The sequence below is a fragment of the Bradyrhizobium commune genome (genome assembly GCF_015624505.1).
In the GTDB taxonomy this organism is placed as follows: domain Bacteria; phylum Pseudomonadota; class Alphaproteobacteria; order Rhizobiales; family Xanthobacteraceae; genus Bradyrhizobium; species Bradyrhizobium commune.
Window position 1 is genome coordinate 347382 of record NZ_CP061379.1, and the last position, 15473, is coordinate 362854.

At 64.5% G+C, this 15473-nt stretch carries 21 protein-coding genes; 8 read left to right on the forward strand and 13 right to left on the reverse strand.

Going from position 1 to position 15473, the window contains the following annotated elements; all coding sequences use genetic code 11:
* Window positions 1–51: 51 nt before the first annotated feature.
* On the reverse strand, window positions 52–1254 hold the full coding sequence (locus IC761_RS01650) for a YbfB/YjiJ family MFS transporter (protein WP_195801583.1): 1203 nt from the start codon (window positions 1252–1254) through the stop codon (window positions 52–54).
* A 133-nt stretch (window positions 1255–1387) separates the two neighbouring features.
* Here IC761_RS01650 and leuB point away from each other — a divergent pair, with 133 nt between their 5' ends.
* Together leuB and IC761_RS01660 are read left to right on the forward strand one after the other, a co-directional pair.
* The gene (gene leuB, locus IC761_RS01655) at window positions 1388–2500 is read left to right on the forward strand and encodes a 3-isopropylmalate dehydrogenase (protein WP_195801584.1); all 1113 of its coding nucleotides are present in this window, start codon (window positions 1388–1390) and stop codon (window positions 2498–2500) included.
* Window positions 2501–2678: 178 nt separating this feature from the next.
* Window positions 2679–3317 (forward strand): DapH/DapD/GlmU-related protein, encoded by a 639-nt coding sequence (locus IC761_RS01660; RefSeq protein WP_195801585.1) that lies wholly within the window; start codon window positions 2679–2681, stop codon window positions 3315–3317.
* Window positions 3318–3370: 53 nt separating this feature from the next.
* Here IC761_RS01660 and IC761_RS01665 read toward each other — a convergent pair whose 3' ends face one another.
* Together IC761_RS01665 and IC761_RS01670 are read right to left on the reverse strand one after the other, a co-directional pair.
* Complete coding sequence (locus IC761_RS01665; RefSeq protein WP_195801586.1) at window positions 3371–3757, reverse strand: hypothetical protein; 387 nt, start codon at window positions 3755–3757, stop codon at window positions 3371–3373.
* 157 nt (window positions 3758–3914) lie between these two features.
* Entirely contained in the window at window positions 3915–4703 is a 789-nt protein-coding gene (locus IC761_RS01670) for a hypothetical protein (protein ID WP_195801587.1), read from the reverse strand.
* Between the two features lie 116 nt (window positions 4704–4819).
* Between IC761_RS01670 and IC761_RS01675 the strand changes: the two genes are divergently transcribed.
* On the forward strand, window positions 4820–5854 hold the full coding sequence (locus IC761_RS01675) for an aspartate-semialdehyde dehydrogenase (protein WP_195801588.1): 1035 nt from the start codon (window positions 4820–4822) through the stop codon (window positions 5852–5854).
* 50 nt (window positions 5855–5904) lie between these two features.
* Here IC761_RS01675 and IC761_RS01680 read toward each other — a convergent pair whose 3' ends face one another.
* Entirely contained in the window at window positions 5905–6546 is a 642-nt protein-coding gene (locus tag IC761_RS01680; RefSeq protein ID WP_195801589.1) for a carbonic anhydrase, read from the reverse strand.
* Between the two features lie 111 nt (window positions 6547–6657).
* On the opposite strand from IC761_RS01680, the gene IC761_RS01685 reads away from it, so the two are divergent.
* Window positions 6658–7539, forward strand: a complete 882-nt coding sequence (locus IC761_RS01685; RefSeq protein ID WP_195801590.1) for an HpcH/HpaI aldolase/citrate lyase family protein — start codon at window positions 6658–6660, stop codon at window positions 7537–7539.
* A gap of 221 nt (window positions 7540–7760) precedes the next feature.
* The gene (locus IC761_RS01690; protein WP_195801591.1) at window positions 7761–8510 is read left to right on the forward strand and encodes a hypothetical protein; all 750 of its coding nucleotides are present in this window, start codon (window positions 7761–7763) and stop codon (window positions 8508–8510) included.
* 22 nt (window positions 8511–8532) lie between these two features.
* Here IC761_RS01690 and IC761_RS01695 read toward each other — a convergent pair whose 3' ends face one another.
* The 4 genes from IC761_RS01695 to IC761_RS01710 form a co-directional block, all read right to left on the reverse strand.
* Window positions 8533–8952, reverse strand: coding sequence for a DUF6455 family protein (locus tag IC761_RS01695; protein WP_195801592.1), 420 nt, complete (start codon window positions 8950–8952; stop codon window positions 8533–8535).
* 152 nt (window positions 8953–9104) lie between these two features.
* Complete coding sequence (locus IC761_RS01700; RefSeq protein ID WP_195801593.1) at window positions 9105–9890, reverse strand: hypothetical protein; 786 nt, start codon at window positions 9888–9890, stop codon at window positions 9105–9107.
* Window positions 9891–9970: 80 nt separating this feature from the next.
* The gene (gene leuD / locus IC761_RS01705) at window positions 9971–10576 is read right to left on the reverse strand and encodes a 3-isopropylmalate dehydratase small subunit (protein WP_011083326.1); all 606 of its coding nucleotides are present in this window, start codon (window positions 10574–10576) and stop codon (window positions 9971–9973) included.
* A gap of 80 nt (window positions 10577–10656) precedes the next feature.
* Window positions 10657–11055: a metallopeptidase family protein gene (locus IC761_RS01710; protein ID WP_195801594.1), complete on the reverse strand. Its 399-nt coding sequence runs from the start codon at window positions 11053–11055 to the stop codon at window positions 10657–10659.
* Between the two features lie 156 nt (window positions 11056–11211).
* Between IC761_RS01710 and IC761_RS01715 the strand changes: the two genes are divergently transcribed.
* Window positions 11212–11493, forward strand: coding sequence for a hypothetical protein (locus IC761_RS01715; RefSeq protein WP_195801595.1), 282 nt, complete (start codon window positions 11212–11214; stop codon window positions 11491–11493).
* Between the two features lie 8 nt (window positions 11494–11501).
* Here IC761_RS01715 and IC761_RS01720 read toward each other — a convergent pair whose 3' ends face one another.
* On the reverse strand, window positions 11502–11705 hold the full coding sequence (locus IC761_RS01720; RefSeq protein ID WP_246791423.1) for a hypothetical protein: 204 nt from the start codon (window positions 11703–11705) through the stop codon (window positions 11502–11504).
* A 158-nt stretch (window positions 11706–11863) separates the two neighbouring features.
* Here IC761_RS01720 and IC761_RS01725 point away from each other — a divergent pair, with 158 nt between their 5' ends.
* Both IC761_RS01725 and IC761_RS01730 read left to right on the forward strand, forming a co-directional pair.
* Window positions 11864–12130, forward strand: a complete 267-nt coding sequence (locus IC761_RS01725; RefSeq protein WP_195801596.1) for a hypothetical protein — start codon at window positions 11864–11866, stop codon at window positions 12128–12130.
* Between the two features lie 217 nt (window positions 12131–12347).
* Window positions 12348–12920, forward strand: a complete 573-nt coding sequence (locus IC761_RS01730; protein WP_195801597.1) for a hypothetical protein — start codon at window positions 12348–12350, stop codon at window positions 12918–12920.
* 42 nt (window positions 12921–12962) lie between these two features.
* Here IC761_RS01730 and IC761_RS01735 read toward each other — a convergent pair whose 3' ends face one another.
* The 4 genes from IC761_RS01735 to rplS all read right to left on the reverse strand — a co-directional run bounded on the left by IC761_RS01735 (window position 12963) and on the right by rplS (window position 15378).
* On the reverse strand, window positions 12963–13172 hold the full coding sequence (locus tag IC761_RS01735; protein ID WP_195801598.1) for a hypothetical protein: 210 nt from the start codon (window positions 13170–13172) through the stop codon (window positions 12963–12965).
* A 94-nt stretch (window positions 13173–13266) separates the two neighbouring features.
* Window positions 13267–14673 carry a 3-isopropylmalate dehydratase large subunit gene (gene leuC / locus IC761_RS01740; protein ID WP_195801599.1) on the reverse strand — a complete coding sequence of 469 codons (1407 nt, stop codon included), beginning with the start codon at window positions 14671–14673 and terminating at the stop codon, window positions 13267–13269.
* 76 nt (window positions 14674–14749) lie between these two features.
* Window positions 14750–14878: a hypothetical protein gene (locus IC761_RS36050; RefSeq protein ID WP_283814484.1), complete on the reverse strand. Its 129-nt coding sequence runs from the start codon at window positions 14876–14878 to the stop codon at window positions 14750–14752.
* Between the two features lie 119 nt (window positions 14879–14997).
* Window positions 14998–15378 (reverse strand): 50S ribosomal protein L19, encoded by a 381-nt coding sequence (gene rplS, locus IC761_RS01745; protein ID WP_092233923.1) that lies wholly within the window; start codon window positions 15376–15378, stop codon window positions 14998–15000.
* Between the last annotated feature and the right edge of the window lie 95 nt (window positions 15379–15473).

Consider the following 15473-nt stretch of genomic DNA (forward strand, 5'->3'; position numbering starts at 1 on the left):
AGTAGCGAGTAGGGAGGCAGCGCAGCCTATCCGCGCTCAATTCGCCACTCGCTATTCGCCACTCGCCGCCTTCGGCCCCACCTTGCGCTGGCACAACGCCGCCACCGCCCCGAGCGCCAGCAGCGCCGCCGACACATTCAGCGCGTAATTCAGGCTCCCCAGCGCATCGGTGATCGCGCCGACGACGATCGGCCCGAGCGTCTGGCCGACGCCGAACGACACCGTCATCGCCGCGATCGCGGTCGGCCATTCCTCGTGCGGATAGTTGAAGCGGACGAAGGCGGTGGTGGAGTTGACCACGGCAAAGAAGGCGACGCCGAACACGACGGCCGAGACCGCAAGCCATGCCGTCGAATGCCCGAGCATCGGCAGGCCGGCGCCGATCGCGTTGGTGCCGAGAATGATGGCGGTCGCAAGCCCGCCGCGGTCGAGCGCGAGCACGCGGCGCCAGACCCAGGGCGTGACGAAGGCGCTGACGCCGATCAGGCCCCAGAACGCGGCCTGTGCGGTGGCATCGCCGCCGCCGTCGCGCACATAGGCGATCATGAAGGTCATGTAGGCGATGTAGCCGGCGCCGAACAGGAAGTAGGCGGCGAGGTAGATCAAGACGGGTGGAATGGCGAATGACGCGCGGCTCGCTTCCGCAAAGCGCGCGCCGCTCTCGATCCGGATCAGGAACAGCGGCACGGTCATCACCGCCGAGAGCAGTGTCAGCGCCCACCACACGATCCACCACGAGCCGGGTCCGAACCATTGCAGCGTGAACGGGGCAATAAGTCCCGAGGCGAGAATGCCGACACCGGGGCCGGCATAGTACAGGCTGAGCAGGAAATTGGCCCGCTCGGGATGCGACTGCGCGATGTTTGCCGCCAGCGCGCCGCCGGCGACGAAGCCGGCCGCAGCACCGATGCCGAGGATCAGCCGTGCCAGGCTCAGCGCGACGAAATTGCCGGTCAGCGCGCAGGTCGCAAGCGCAGCCAGGCAGGCCAGGGTTCCGCCGCGGATCGCCGCCGACCAGCCGACGCGCCGGATCAGCCGGGACGCCGCAAGCGCGCCCGCGAGATAACCGACGGCATTGATGGTGTTCATGAAACCGGCCGCCGAGTAGGACCAGTTCAGCGCCTCCCGCATGTCCGGCAGCACCAGCGCATAGGCAAAGCGGCCGATGCCGAGCCCGACCGTCGCCGCCAGCGACAGGATCAGGATCAGCCGCGCGGGATGCGCGTCGGGAAGGGTTCGGTCTGGGGCGTGCAACAGGGGTACTCCGGCACGGCGATTGTGGCAGGCCCTGCCAGCCTTGCACAGCCGCGGCGCAGCAATGGTGTCTTGCCAAGCGCGCAAGGCCGCTCTAGCACTCCGGCCGAATTCGATCTCAGAGGAAACGACCATGGCGACCCATAAATTGCTGCTTCTCCCCGGCGACGGCATCGGTCCGGAGGTGATGGGCGAGGTGAAGCGGCTGATCGACTGGCTGAATTCCGCGGGCATCGCTAAGTTCGAGACCGACAGCGGCCTCGTCGGCGGCTCGGCCTATGACGCCCACAAGGTGTCGATCTCCGAGGGCGACATGGCCAAGGCGCTGGCGGCCGACGCCATCATCTTCGGCGCGGTCGGCGGTCCGAAATGGGATGCCGTTCCCTACGAGGTGCGCCCCGAAGCCGGCCTCCTCCGGCTGCGCAAGGATCTCGGCCTGTTCGCCAACCTCCGCCCGGCCGTGTGCTATCCGGCGCTGGCGGACGCCTCGAGCCTGAAGCGTGAGGCGGTCGAGGGCCTCGACATCGTCATCGTGCGCGAGCTCACCGGCGGCGTCTATTTCGGCGAGCCCAAGACCATCACCGATCTCGGCAACGGCCAGAAGCGCGCCATCGATACCCAGGTCTACGACACCTATGAGATCGAGCGCATCGCCCGCGTAGCCTTCGACCTTGCGAAGAAGCGCAAGAACAAGGTGACGTCGATGGAGAAGCGCAACGTCATGAAGTCCGGCGTGCTCTGGAACGAGGTCGTCACCCAGGTTCACAAGCGCGAATATCCTGACGTCACGCTCGAGCATCAGCTCGCCGATTCCGGCGGCATGATGCTGGTGAAATGGCCGAAGCAGTTCGACGTCATCGTCACCGACAATCTGTTCGGCGACATGCTGTCCGACATCGCGGCGATGCTGACCGGTTCGCTCGGCATGCTGCCCTCGGCCTCGCTCGGCGAGGTCGACGTCAAGAGCAAGAAGCGCAAGGCGCTGTACGAGCCGGTGCACGGCTCGGCGCCCGACATTGCCGGCAAGGGCCTCGCCAACCCGATCGCGATGATCTCGTCGTTCGGCATGGCGCTGCGCTATTCCTTCGACATGGGCGATCTCGCCGACAAGGTCGATGCCGCGATCGCCGCGGTGCTGGCCAGCGGCCTGCGCACCGCCGACATCAAGTCGGAGGGCACCACGGCCGCCTCGACCACGCAGATGGGCGAAGCGATTTTGAAGGAATTGCAGAAGCTGCACGCGTAAGGCGGGCACCGCACTCGTAGGGTGGGTTAGCCAAGCGGACTGCGCGAAGCGCAGACCGCTTGGCGTAACCCACCTCTTCTGTCTCCGCGGAAACCAAAGTGGTGGGTTACGCCGTGCGAACTGCGCTTCGCGCAGTCGCAGGGCTAACCCACCCTACGAAATCTCAGGAGCCCGCCTCATGGCCACCCCGCCCCGCCCCAAGATCGCGGAAACCATCATCCATGAAACGGTGCGCCGGCGCGAGGCGCAGATCGGGCGGCGCTGCGAAGTCCTCGCCAACACGCGCATCGAATATGCCTCGCTCGGCGACTATTCCTATCTCGGCGAGAACTGCGACGTCGCCGATGCCGAAATCGGAAAATTCACCGCCATCGCCAACTCCGTCCGGATCGGCGCGCCGAACCATCCGATGGGCCGCCCGTCGCAGCATCGCTTCACCTACGTGCCGGAATATTACGAGGCGAATGCGACGCGCGATCGCGACTTCTTTGCGGAGCGTCGCGGCGACCGCGTCATCGTCGGCAACGATGTCTGGATCGGCCACGCCGCGATCCTGCTGCCGGGCGTGAACGTCGGTGACGGCGCGGTGATCGCCGCCGGCGCGGTCGTCAGCCGCGATGTCGAGCCCTACACCATCGTCGGCGGCGTTCCCGCGCGTCCGATCCGCAAGCGCTTCGACGATTCGGTCGCGCAAAGCCTGCGCCGCATCGCCTGGTGGGACTGGCCGGATGAGCTCATCTTCGAGCGCCTCGGCGATTTCCGCTCCGAGGCAATCGAAGACTTCTGCAGGCGCTACGATCCCGCGGCCAACAGGTAAAACAAAAAGGCCGGGCGGTGAGCCCGGCCTTTTGGTTCGGAAGTTCGGTCCGCTCAGTACAGCGGGAAATTCTGCGGATAGCCGCCGACATCGGCCGGCGTCGCCAGCGGCTGGCGATCGATCGGGCGGTTGAGGTTTTCGCGGGCAAAGGACGGATAACCCACGGCCGGCGGGAAGGCGTAGTCGGTGAATTTGCGGTCGCCCGGATTGACCTCGGTGCCGCCGTCGAGCCAGGAGCGCTTGCTGACATAGATACGCGTGCGGCCCTGCTGGTAGACGGCGTTGGGGCCGCTCGGGCCGTAAACCGGCCGGCCGCGATCGTCATAGCGCTGCTTGGTCTTGGTGTCGGCCGAAGCCGGCGCAGCGAAGGCCATCGCAACCACGGCGCCTGCCGCAAGCAATGTCGCCAGTTTGTTCGCGGCAGAGAAATTCGAGCTCATCACGTCCCCTTCAGGCGGCAGGCCGCCAGTCGATTTCGCCCCATCCTAGCCCGGTCGGGGTGGTCGCAACTAGGTCTATTCAGTCACACCAGTCCGGAATAATCGTGCCCGCCGGCAAAAGTTTCATGCAAACCAGCCACTTGGGCTTGAGTGCCGGTCAAAGCGCCCCGCGCAATTGCGCGTTCGCCGCGCCGAGCAGCCAGTCTGACGAGCTGGCACCGTCGCAGTCGCGGCGCTTCAGCTCGGCATGGGCGAACAATTCCGCGAGCTTCGGCTCGTTGCCGGAGGCGAGCTGCGTCAGCCGGTTCAGCGTGCAGGCGATCGCCGCGCGCTGGGCCGGGAGCGTGTCGCCCTGGCAGGAGAAGCCGGAGATCTGGAGCGCCGGCTCTTCACTGCGCTTGAGATAACCGAGGCAAGGCTGTGTCCCCTTCGCCGTGCCGGTTGGCCGGAACAGGGCGACGGCGCCGAATTTCGTGTCGATCAGGCCGGCCTGCTCCAGCGGGGCATCCGCGCCGAGGCCCATGCGGGCGGCCAGATCCGCGGTCGCCGGACGCGCCAGGTCGAATTCGCCGCCTTCTCGGTAAATCTCGAGCTCGGCCGTAGGCGTGTCCGCCTCGCCGGCCCAGCGCATCACGTCGCGGCGGCCGCCCTCGGGGTGCCTGAGGATGATGTAAGATGCTGTTTTATCTTGTGAATCGCCTCGGCTGACGGCGAAGGCCGGATGCGAGCGGGAGGCCGTGGCCCAGCCCGGCCTCTCCGCAGGCGCATCGCCGCGCAGGCTTGGCAGCTGGCCGAGCCCGGCAAGGCCGAGGATGGCAAACAAAGCGAGCGTCCCCACATAAGCGAACAGGCGGGCCAGCGTGCCGACGACCTCGTCAGCGAAATTGGCGAGCGCCAGATGGATCTGGGTAGGGCTAACGGCCGTGCTGGCCTCAGGCGACTGCATCCACGGCCTTCAGGCATGGTCGAACGTTGTCTTGAGGCTGGTTCTCGCATAGAAGCGCTGCTCTTCCTGTTTAAGCGTCAGCTTCAGGAACGGGCTTTTTCATCGGAGAGTGAACGATGGGTTACAAAGTCGCAGTCGTCGGCGCGACCGGCAATGTCGGACGGGAAATGCTCAACATCCTCGATGAGCGCAAATTCCCCGCGGACGAGGTCGTGGCGCTGGCGTCGCGCCGCAGCGTCGGCGTCGAGGTCTCCTATGGCGACCGCACCCTGAAGTGCAAAGCGCTCGAGCATTACGACTTCTCCGACGTCGACATCTGCCTGATGTCGGCGGGCGGCGAGGTGTCGAAGGAATGGTCGCCGAAGATCGGCGCCGCCGGCACGGTCGTGATCGACAATTCCTCGGCCTGGCGCATGGATCCGGACGTGCCGCTGATCGTGCCGGAGGTGAACGCGGACGCGACCGCCGGCTTCAGGAAGAAGAACATCATCGCCAACCCGAACTGCTCGACCGCGCAGCTCGTGGTCGCGCTGAAGCCGCTGCACGACAAGGCGACGATCAAGCGCGTCGTGGTCTCGACCTATCAATCGGTCTCGGGCGCCGGCAAGGATGCGATGGACGAATTGTTCTCGCAGACCAAGGCCGTCTATACCAACAGCGAGCTGGTCAACAAGAAGTTCCCGACTCGCATCGCCTTCAACGTCATCCCCCACATCGACGTCTTCATGGAGGACGGCTACACCAAGGAAGAGTGGAAGATGATGGCGGAGACCAAGAAGATCCTTGATCCCAAGATCAAGCTCTCCGCGACCTGCGTGCGCGTGCCGGTGTTCGTCGGCCATTCCGAGGCCGTCAACATCGAGTTCGAGAATCCGATCAGCGCAGACGAAGCCCGCGAGATCCTGCGCAAGGCGCCCGGCTGCCTCGTCATCGACAAGCAGGAGCCCGGTGGCTACGCCACGCCCTATGAAGCGGCCGGCGAGGACGCCACCTATATCAGCCGCATCCGCGAGGACGCGACGGTGGAGAACGGTCTCGTGCTCTGGTGCGTGTCGGACAATCTGCGCAAGGGCGCCGCGCTGAACGCGATCCAGATCGCGGAAGTCCTGATCAACCGCAAGCTGATCAGCGCGAAGAAGAAGGCGGCGTAGGACGAGGCGAATGGGGAGTAGCGAATAGCGAATGGACTATTCGCCACTCTCTATTCGCTATTCGCTCTTTTGAATTCCTTCGCGACCTGGTCCAGCACGAACAGCGATCCCTCGGCGACGCCGAAATAGGCGCCGTGCAGCTGCATCCGGCCGCTCTCGACCGCCTTGCGCACGAACGGGAACGTCGACAGGTTCTCCAGGCTGCGGAACACCGCGGCCTTCTCGATGCGCTCGACGAACTGCGCCATGGTCTCGCGATCGCGCTGCTCGACCACCTCGCCCGGCTTGATGAACATCTGCATCCATTTGCCGATGAAGTCGCCCGGCGTCAGCGGCTCGATCTTGTCGACGAAGGCGCGGATGCCGCCGCATTGCGCGTGGCCGAGGATGACGATGTGCTTCACCTTCAGCACCGTCACGGCATATTCCAGCGCGGCCGAAACGCCATGCGCATTGCCGTCGGGCTGGTACACCGGCACCAGATTGGCGATGTTGCGCACCACGAACAATTCGCCGGGGCCAACGTCGAAGATGACCTCGGGCGAGACGCGGCTGTCGCAACAGCCGATCACCATCACTTCCGGGAACTGCCCCTTCACCGACAGCTCGCGATAGCGGCTCTGCTCGGTCGGCAGCCGCTGGGTGGCGAAGGCCTGGTAGCCTTCCAGCAAGTGCTTCGGAAACGTGATCATGGCCTATGCCTAATCATAGACCGCATGGGCGAACAAGCCTTTCGAATAGGCAGGCCAGATGCTATCGGCTTCGGTCAGACGAGAGACGAGGACACCGGAAGGATCGCCAGCATGACCCGCCCGCGCCGCAGCCATCTGTTCATGCCCGGCTCCAATCCCCGTGCGCTGGAAAAGGCGCAAAACCTGCCGGCCGACGGCCTGATCCTCGATCTGGAAGACTCCGTCGCCCCCGACGCCAAGGCGGTGGCGCGTGACGGGATCGCGGCTGCGATCGCGGCCAAAGGGTTCGGCAAGCGGGAGATCTTGATCCGGACCAACGGCCTCGACACGCCCTGGTGGGGCGACGACGTCGCGATGGCGGCGAAGGCTTCGCCGGACGGCATCCTGGTTCCAAAGGTCTCCAGCATCGAGGACCTCCAGACCATCGGTAGCCGCCTCGCCGAGCTCGGCGCTGCGCCGACCGTGAAAGTCTGGGCCATGATCGAGACCGCGCGCGCTGTGCTCCACGCCGAGGAGCTGGCGGCCGCCGGTCGCGATCCGAAGACGCGCCTCTCCGGTTTCGTGTTCGGTCCGAACGACATTGCGCGTGAGACGCGGATCCGGATGATGCCGGGTCGTGCAGCAATGATCCCGATGATCACCCATTGCATCCTCGCGACGCGCGCCAATGGCCTCGAAATCCTCGACGGCCCCTACAGCGACATCAACAATCCCGACGGCTTTGCCACCGAATGCGCGCAGGGCCGCGACCTCGGCTTCGATGGCAAGACGCTGATCCACCCCTCGCAGATCGACGCCTGCAACGTCATCTTCACGCCGCCCGCAGAGGAGGTCGCGCGGGCCCGAAAAATCATCGCCGCGTTCGAGCTGCCGGAGAACGTCTCGCGCGGCGCGATCCGGCTCGACGGCGCGATGGTGGAACGCCTCCACGCCGAGATGGCGCGGCGCACGATCGAGATCGCGGACGCAATCGCTGCGATGGGCAAAGGCTGAGGCGTGCCCCGAGCGCGCTTCGTCCTGCGCGATGGAGGTCGATTTGCGGCCGGGAACTCCGCTAATCCATTGATTTGGCTGATGCAGCGGCGCTGCGGTAGTTTTTTTGATCACGACCGCGCGAATAAGCGTCGCGGCGGCTGCCGTTGACTTGCGCAAGGCACACGTCGCAAGGTAACTCCAGCAACAGTTGAACACACTACCTTGTCTGAGGTGTCCCCATGACGGCACTTGCGGAAGTTGCCCCTTCCAACCTGGTCGACGAGCTCACCGCGCATGCGGTTGCCAGCATCGAGGCCGCCGATCATTCCGCTTCTCCGTTTCCGCACATCGTCTTCCGCGATTTCTTTCCAGCCGATTTCTACCGGGATCTGATCCGCAGCGTCCCCACGCAGGGCTATGATCCGATCACGGGCACCGGCACCCGCATGGCGCTGCGCCTCTACGGCGAGAATGTCGACAAGATCGAGCCGTCGCTGCGGCCGGCATGGGCCGCAGTGTCGGAGATGCTGACCTCGAAGAGCATCGAGAGCGCGATCCGCAAGCGGCTGCATGACGGGCTCGAGATCCGCGCCCGCGGCGACAAGGTGGCCGGTGTCGACGATCTGACGCTGGTCGCAAAGCCCGTGGTCTATGTCGATCGGGACGGCTACCAGATCAAGCCGCATCCGGACACGCGCAAGAAGGTCGTGACGATGCAGCTCTACTGCCCGTCCGATGCCAGCCAGGAAGCGCTCGGCACGACGCTCTACAAGGCGTCCCTGAAGGGACTGCTCCACGTCGGCTCTTATTGCCTCGAGCCCGTGAAGACGATCCCGTTCCTGCCCAATGTCGGCTATGCCTTCGTGGTGCTGAAGGCCTATCACACGCTGACGAAGATGAGCTGGCACGGCCGCCCGCCGATCCAGACCGATCGTGACAGGGTCACGATTCTCAACACGTTCTACATGAACGAGAAGGTCGGCTTCTGATCAACGCGTTGCGTCGCGCGCATCAGCGCGGCGCGAGGTCGGCGCGGTTGACTGAGTCCAGCGTCGCGGCATTGTCGCAAAAGCCCGGATAATTCTCTGCGGCCGCGCCGGTGACGAGCTCCAGATTGCAGCGGGCCTTGTGCTGGCACAGCGAGCAGACCCGCTCCATGTCGCGCAGCAGCAGCGGCTGTGCACGCTCCAGTCGGTCGCTGTCGATGCCGAGCCGGGCGAGCATTTGCGGGAGTTCGTCGGCCGCGTGCCGGCCGCGGCGCGCCAATTCTTCCAGATCGTCAGGCGCGATCCTGAGGTCGTTCGCGATCCGGTCGAAATCGGCGCGGTCAAGCTGCCGCATCTCGTTGATCTCGCGGCGATGTTTCAGCCAGCCGGCAAAGGACTCGATGAGGTCCTGGACGATGGGATAAGGCCTGCTGGCGGTGCTCATGGCGAAGCTCCATTCGACGGATCTGACCGCAAATAGAGCACCATGATGCAGAACACGCGTTGCGCTGGATCAAATTGGAATCGCGTGTCCCGGACGCGGTGCGGCACGAAATGCCGCTCCGCTGAGCCGGGACCCATCTCGCACTGAGCCCGCTAGCCGAATTTCTCCACCGCCCAGGCAAACAGACTGCCGGGAATCGGCGGTTGCAGCGAGCGGCCCTTGCCGGAGATATGGAATCCGCTCACCGCGGGATTGTTGATCAGCGCGCTGAAATCGCTCGCGTCGAAGAACAGCTTTGGCTCCGAGTGCACCGAATAGAACGATGTCTTCGGCAGCGCATTTTGCAGATCGCCCGAACGGCGCGCGAGAATGGTCAGCGCCGGCGGCCCGAAAATGGCGATGCGCAAATCCGAGAGGCGTTGCGATCCGCCGGCCAGCCGCTTCATTGCAAAGCTCAGACGGTGGCTCAGCGACAACCATTCCGGTGTGAGCTCGTCCTGCTCCATCAGATCCTCGAACGACCGGACGATGGCATGATCCTGCGGCAGATAGAGCACGGAGTTGCCGAGCCGTCGCGATCGCTCCCAGGCGAAATAGGGTTTTGCGGGATCGATCCTGACCGGCTTGAGCAGCAGCACGTCGGCATCGAGCCAGAGGCCCGCGCCAAGCGCCATCAGCCTCATGCGGAAGAAGTCGCTGAACTGCAGCGTGGTCCAGTCGCGCCAGCTTCCATCCGGCTGCGGCGGCCGCAGCTTTTCCGAGAAGGCGTGCGGCAGGATCGCCTCGGCCTCGGAGTTTTGCACGCCGGCGGGAAGGTCGGAGATGGTGTCGAAACTATAGACCGTGACCTTGTGGCCGGCCGCGACCTGCGAGCGCAGACAGGTCCGGCGCAGCGTGTCGAGCGGGCCATGCCAGAAGGTGACGATCTCAGGCAACATGATTGGGGCTATTAGGGGCAAAACAGACAAAGAAAAAGCCCCGGCGCTTCCGGCGCCGGGGCTCGAAAGAGATGTCGAGCTCAGGCCCAGGCGCGTTCGCGCTTGAGCTTGTCCTCATAGGTGTCGATCGAGGCCTTCTTCTCCATGGTGAGACCGATGTCGTCGAGGCCGTTGATCAGGCAATGCTTGCGGAACGGGTCGATCTCGAACTTGACCTTGCCGCCATCGGGGCCGCGGATTTCCTGGTTCGGCAGGTCGATCGTCAGCGTCGCGTTGGCGCCGCGCTCGGCGTCGTCGAACAGCTTGTCGAGGTCTTCCTGGCTGACGCGGATCGGCAGAATGCCGTTCTTGAAGCAGTTGTTGTAGAAGATGTCGCCGAACGAGGTCGAGATCACGCAGCGGATGCCGAAATCGAGCAGCGCCCAGGGCGCGTGCTCGCGGCTCGAGCCGCAGCCGAAATTGTCGCCGGCGACCAGCACCTTGGTGTTGCGATAGGCCGGCTGGTTCAGCACGAAATCCGGGTTCTCGCTGCCGTCGTCCTTGTAGCGCTGCTCGGAGAAGAGCCCCTTGCCAAGGCCGGTGCGCTTGATGGTCTTGAGGTACTGCTTCGGGATGATCATGTCGGTGTCGACATTGATGATCTTCAGCGGCGCCGCGACGCCTTCCAGCGTGGTGAACTTGTCCATGGTTGCGCTTTCCCGCACGTGGTTAGGGATCGCGTATTTATCGCGATCGGGGCCCGAATCCTAGGCCGAATTCGGCAGATCTACTCTGCCTGGGCCTCAATATCAGCCATATCGTCGTCCGAGAGGCCGAAATGGTGGCCGATCTCGTGGATCAGGACGTGGCGGACGATGTGGCCGAGGCTCTCGTCGTGCTCGGCCCAGTAATCCAGGATCGGCCGGCGGTAGAGCCAGACCATGTTGGGCAGCCGCGCCAAATCGCCAAAGCTCTGCTGGGGCAGGCCGACGCCCTGGAACAGGCCGAGCAGGTCGAACTCGCTCTCGCATTCCATCTCGTCGAGGACCTCCTCGGTGGGAAAGTCGTCGACGCGGATGATCAGGCCCTCACACAGCCCGCGAAACTCCGCCGGCAGGTGCTCGAAGATGTCGTGCGCCGTCACTTCCATCTCGGCCAGCGAGGGCGCTTTCAATTCGGTCCACATGGGTCTCTCTTAACCCGGGTTCCCCGTTGATGCATCTGGCTTTATAAGCGTGGCGAGGTTGACGGGCGCTGTCAAAACGGGGAGCGTACGGCCACCTTCGTGGGGACGTTTCAGGTGGGTGCTGCGATGCGGGCGGGAACAGCGGTTCTACTGTGCATGGGGTTGTTTTCGACTTTTTTTGTCGGCACCCAGGTTTGCGCCCAGACGGCCGCCCCTGAAGTCCGGTTGGCCCAGGCCTCGCCCGACGCTCCGCCGCCGCGCAAGCGGCCTCCGGCCCGGCTCCGCGTCACGCCCTATTACGCCCCCGACGGCGTCTATCCCCGCTACAACCCGGGCCCGGACGCGGTCCGCGAGTGCAACGTTGCCTATGTGCAGGAGCACAGGCCCAGCGGCACGGTGATCACGCCCCATATGAGCTGCTACTGGCGCCGCGGCTGACGCGCCTCTCAGTGCCTGCGCAGCGCGCCGATCAGGCCGGCGCCGACAACCAGTGCCGAGGCGCCGTAGACCAGGATCGCCATCACCAGCTGCGTCAGCGGGCTTGCGGTGCCGCCCTCGACACCGGGGCCCTGCGAGGCAAGCGCGGTGCTCGCGCCGAGCAGCGTGCTCGCTGTGATCGCGGATATTCGCAGTCCGTCAAAATAGGCCATGACCATCTCCTGCATTCACTCGACGAGAGATACGTGCATCGTTGACGGCTGGTTTTTGGTGGCGCGTCGAATATACGCGATTTCCATCCACATGACCGGTTTGTTTTAACTTGCCGACCGCCGCATCGAGCCCGCATGCTGGAGGCGTGGAGGTCGTCATGACGAGATGGATCGCATTGGCCGTTGCTGTCGGGCTTGCCGCGGGCCTGCCTCACGCATCCGTTGCGCAGCGCGTGACGAAGTTGCCGGATGCCTCGGCGGGGCGTGCGGTTTTCGATGCGCGGCGGCCTGTGCGATACGACGATATTGCGCGGTACCATCCGCGCCATGATCCGCACTACTATGCGCGGCCAATCTATTACCGGCCCTATCCCTACGGCGTGCCCGCACCGTTCGTATTCGGCTACGGGCCGTGGTGGTGGTGAGGCGGCCCACGCTGGCCGGACCGCGCAATCGCGTAGACCGTCATCGCAAATTTCCTCCATCGCCGCACTGCGCCGCAGCGTCGCCTTCGGAACGTCGTTCATTCATGGCGCGTTCACGTCGCTGTCCCTAATTTAATCTTGGGAGCGACCGCAAATGAACAGCGATGCTGCGCGACGTTGCGCCACAAAGCCGCTGTCCAGATTCAGGGAGAATTCGATGCTGAGGATATTGAGTCCCGGGACAAGCTCGCTGCGCTTGCTCGGACTTGCGGCCGTTGCCACGCTGATGCTGTCGGCCGGGACGGCGCGTCGCGCCGAAGCGCTGACCTTGATCAATCCGGCGACGTCATCCGCGGCGAAGGCTGCGACCGACGACCTCGTCACGCAGGTTCGCCATGGCGGCGGTGGCGGTGGCGGCGGCGGGCATGGTGGTGGTTTTCACGGCGGTGGTGGCTTCCATGGTGGCGGTGGCTTCCATGGAGGCGGAGGGCATTTCGGCGGCTTCCATAGCGGGGGCTTCCATGGCGGCGGCTTCCGCGCCGCGCCGGTCTTTCACGGCGGCGGCTATCGCTACGGCGGCTTCCACCGCTATGGCGGCTACGGGGTCTATCGTCCCCATTACGGCTACCGCCACTTCCACCGGCGCTATTATTACGGCGGCTACTATCCGTCCTATTCCTATTATCACTATCCGCGCCGCTGCCGGATCATCTGGACGTATTACGGACCGCGCCGCATCTGCCGCTGGCATCATTGGCATCGCTGGCACTATCCGTACCGCTATTGGTAAGCACGGTCGAAATGAAAAGGGCGCCCTCGCGGCGCCCTTTGCCTAAAGCCAGTCCTTCAGCTTCCACGATGCGGATGTCCACCGCGTCAGGTTCTCGAGCTTCCACTGCCGGAACATCGCGGGCGGCCAGCGGCTGAGCTTCGAGGTCTCCTCGACCTCGGGCTTTGCGACGATGCGCAGCGGCGCTGCGCGCCGCCGGTGCTGGCGGGTCGCATCGCTGATCAGATCGACGAAGTCAGGCTTGTTGGCCATGAGGCGCGTCCCCGCGAAACCGTCGCGAGGACACACTGTGGGCGAAGCCGCTTAACGGCGGTTTGCAGACTTGGCTCAAATTGCAGGGAGTGGCCTAGCGCCAGTCCCTGACATCGACGAAGTGGCCTGCGATCGCGGCGGCCGCCGCCATTGCCGGCGACACCAGATGCGTGCGGCCCTTGAAGCCCTGGCGGCCCTCGAAATTGCGGTTCGAGGTCGAGGCGCAGCGTTCTTCAGGCTTCAGCTTGTCCGGATTCATCGCGAGGCACATCGAGCAGCCGGGCTCGCGCCATTCGAAGCCTGCCTTGATGAAGATCTTGTCCAGACCCTCAGCTTCCGCCTGCTCCTTCACGATACCGGAGCCCGGCACCACCATGGCGTTGACGTGGCCCGAGACCTGCTTGCCTTCCGCGATCTTGGCGGCGGCGCGCAGATCCTCGATGCGGCCGTTGGTGCAGGAGCCGATGAAGACGCGGTCGAGCTTGATGTCGGTGATCTTCGTCCCCGCCGTCAGGCCCATATATCTCAGCGCGCGATGCTTGGAGAGACGCTTGGCCTCGTCCGCGATCTTGTCGGGATCGGGCACGATGCCGGTCACCGAGATCACGTCCTCAGGGCTGGTGCCCCAGGTCACGATCGGCGGCAGCTTTGCCGCATCGAGGCGCAGCTCATGGTCGAAATGCGCGCCTTCGTCGGAACGCAAGCCTTCCCAATAGCGCATCGCCGCATCCCACGCCGCGCCCTTCGGCGATTTCGGACGATCGCGCAGGAAGTCGTAGGCCTTCTGGTCGGGCGCGACCAGGCCGGCGCGCGCGCCGCCTTCGATCGACATGTTGCAGACCGTCATGCGGCCTTCCATGCTGAGCGAGCGGATCGCGTCGCCGGCATATTCCAGCACGTAGCCGGTGCCGCCCGCGGTGCCGATCTCGCCGATGATGGCGAGGATGATGTCCTTACCCGTCACACCCTCCGGCAATTTGCCGTCGACGGTGACGCGCATGTTCTTCGCCTTCTTCTGGATCAGCGTCTGCGTCGCCAGCACGTGCTCGACCTCGGAGGTGCCGATGCCGTGCGCCAGCGCGCCAAACGCGCCATGCGTCGAGGTGTGGCTGTCACCGCAGACGATGGTGGTGCCGGGCAGCGTAAAGCCCTGCTCGGGGCCGATGACGTGGACGATGCCCTGGCGCTTGTCGAACTCGTTGTAATATTCGATGCCGAATTCCTTGGCGTTGTCGGCCAGCGCCTTGATCTGCTCGATGCTCTCCGGATCCGGGTTCGGCTTGGTACGGTCGGTGGTCGGCACGTTGTGGTCGACGACGGCGAGCGTCTTCTCGGGCGCGTGGACCTTGCGCCCCGTCGCACGCAGGCCTTCGAACGCCTGCGGCGAGGTCACCTCGTGCACCAGGTGGCGGTCGATATAGAGCAGGCAGGTGCCGTCATCGGCTTCGTGCACCAGATGGTCGTTCCAGATCTTGTCGTACAAAGTGGTCGGCTTGGACATGAGCTTGAGCTCCGAAGAATGTGTGAAGCGGATATGCGCGGATGGCGCGCGGGCAACAAAATCGTCAGCGCAGCTTTTAGGCTGCGCGCGTAAGCTCTGACGTTGCCGAGGTCGCGAAGCGTCCGAAGAACCGGCCAGGCAACCGCGAGCGATCGTCGATGACGATGCGCTTGACGGCGGCGAGGCTGGTCAGATCTGGAAACATTCTAGAAGCTATATAGCAGGCCGATTTGGAAGCGCGAGGGCTTTGACGCGCACGGCTGACGCAACAAAAGAGCGCGGGGCGTGGCCCCGCGCTCTCTACAACTCATCTGGTAGCGGAGTTTACTCGTTGACGGCCTTGGCGTGCTCAGTCTTCTCGACGATGCGGGCCGACTTGCCGCGGAGGTTGCGGAGGTAATAGAGCTTGGCTCGACGCACCTTGCCGCGGCGCACCACCTTGATCGAGTCGATCATCGGCGACATCACCGGGAACACGCGCTCGACGCCCTCGCCGTACGAGATCTTGCGGACGGTGAAGCTCTCGTTGAGGCCACCGCCGGAACGGCCGATGCAAACGCCTTCATAGGCCTGCACGCGGGTGCGGTCGCCTTCGACGACCTTCACGTTGACGATCACGGTGTCGCCGGGGCCGAATTCTGGAATGTCCTTGCCGGCGGACAGCTTGTCGAATTGCTCTTGCTCGAGCTGCTTGATCAGGTTCATGGGTAAATCTCCATCGGCGCGCCCAGCCTTCAAGAAACGGGGGCTGCGCGAAATTCGTATCCAGCCATTGCGGATGTGGCCGCTCCTATAAGGCA